Source organism: Synechococcus sp. R8-2, assembly GCF_047461715.1.
Lineage (GTDB): Bacteria > Cyanobacteriota > Cyanobacteriia > Thermostichales > Thermostichaceae > Thermostichus.
In genome coordinates, this window is the sequence record NZ_JANSHQ010000695.1 from 1 (window position 1) to 1,087 (window position 1,087).

Annotated in this window: 1 protein-coding gene; it reads left to right on the forward strand. The window is 58.7% G+C overall.

The window, feature by feature from the left end:
• The coding region (locus tag NW819_RS13965) for a class I SAM-dependent methyltransferase (RefSeq protein ID WP_414414116.1) at positions 1 to 899 on the forward strand (899 nt) is incomplete at its 5' end.
• Positions 900 to 1,087 lie beyond the last annotated feature (188 nt).

Here is a 1,087-nt window from a genome sequence, read left to right on the forward strand (position 1 = left end):
TGGACGATCCGGTGGCGGGGCTAAAGGCGCTTAAGCGGGTTCTCAAACCTGACGGGATCCTGCGGGCCAACCTGCACCACGCCTACCAGCGGGAGGTGATCTTTCGCCTACAAGAGGCGTTTCGGCTGCTGGGGCTGTTTGATCTGCCCACCCCCGAAGCCTGTCAGCGGGTACGGGAATTCATGGCCAGTTTGGCCTCGGACGAAATGCGGGCAGCCCTGCGCTGGAACCCTGAGATCTACAAAGACGACACCAACATCCGGGCCAACTACCTCTTGCCAGGAGACAAGGGCTTCCTGATCCCCGACCTGATGCGCATGCTCGAGGAAGCTGAGCTGGGCCTGGTTTGTCTGGTGGACTATGCCGACTGGGATCCGGCGCTTTTGTTCAAGGAGAGGGCCATGCCCCCCTGGTTGCAAGCTGAGTTGGACAAGCTCTCGCCTGCGGATCAAAATCACTTTTATGAGCTGATCTACCCCAACCATCGCCTCATTGACTTTTGGGCGGAACACCCCGGCTCTTCCTTGGTCTTGCCCTGGAGCGACGCCGATTGGCTGGGGGGCAGAGTGCAGCTCAACCCCATCCTGGCCGACAACGTCGAATTTCGCCAAAACTTCGCCAAAGCTCACGAGAAAAAGCTGGAGTTTGCTATGAATTGGCCGGGATCCAGCTATGGGCGCCTAACCATTCCAGCTCCTCAGATGGCCTGGCTGGGATCCCTGTTGCAGGGGCCAACGGCAGTGAAAGCCTTGATTGAGCAAGCGGCCCAGGTCAACAAGTTAGAGCCGGAAGCGGCCCAGGAGGAGGTGCTCACCTACCTGGCGGGGCTGGAGTCGTTTTTGTTTGTGATGTTGGATCCTGCACCCGTTCCAGGAGAAGGAGTTTTTCCAATCGCTTGAGATCCCCGAGCCTTTCTCCCAAGGGTAGAGGGAAGCCAATGGGCCGGTTCACGGCAACTTGGAACGACTATTGAGGGATTGAGGCTCTGCCGGGCTGCAAGAACGGTCTTGGGCAGATGTCAGATGGGAAGAGATCCCTCTCTAGCGATCCACCAGGCGCAGCTCGAAGGTGAGGATGTTGGCGGCCA